The sequence below is a fragment of the Desulfovibrio sp. DV genome, from assembly GCF_001936595.1.
Classification (GTDB): Bacteria; Desulfobacterota; Desulfovibrionia; order Desulfovibrionales; family Desulfovibrionaceae; genus Solidesulfovibrio.
Genome location: NZ_MLBG01000219.1, coordinates 1 through 210, shown reverse-complemented (window position 1 = coordinate 210; position 210 = coordinate 1). Strand labels below are relative to the sequence as shown.

Genomic DNA, 210 nt, shown 5'->3' with positions numbered 1-210 from the left:
TTCACCTGGTCCGTGGTCAATCCGGCCATGGCTGCGGTGGACAGGGCCGGCCATCTGGGTGGTGGCCAGGGCGGCCAGCTGGGTCAGGGACAAGGCCCCGATCTGGGCGCCGTCCAGGCCGGAAATGCCCGTAACGGTCAGGGCGGCGATCTGGGTGTTGCCCAGGGCGGCAATCTGGCGGGTGCCCAGGGCACCGACCTGGGAGCCGGT

The 210-nt window shown here is 71.0% G+C and carries 1 protein-coding gene; it reads right to left on the bottom strand.

Annotated elements, in window-relative coordinates; genetic code table 11:
• Positions 1-210, bottom strand: a 210-nt coding sequence (locus DVDV_RS22920; RefSeq protein WP_175577155.1) for a hypothetical protein, incomplete at both ends; no start/stop codon positions are given.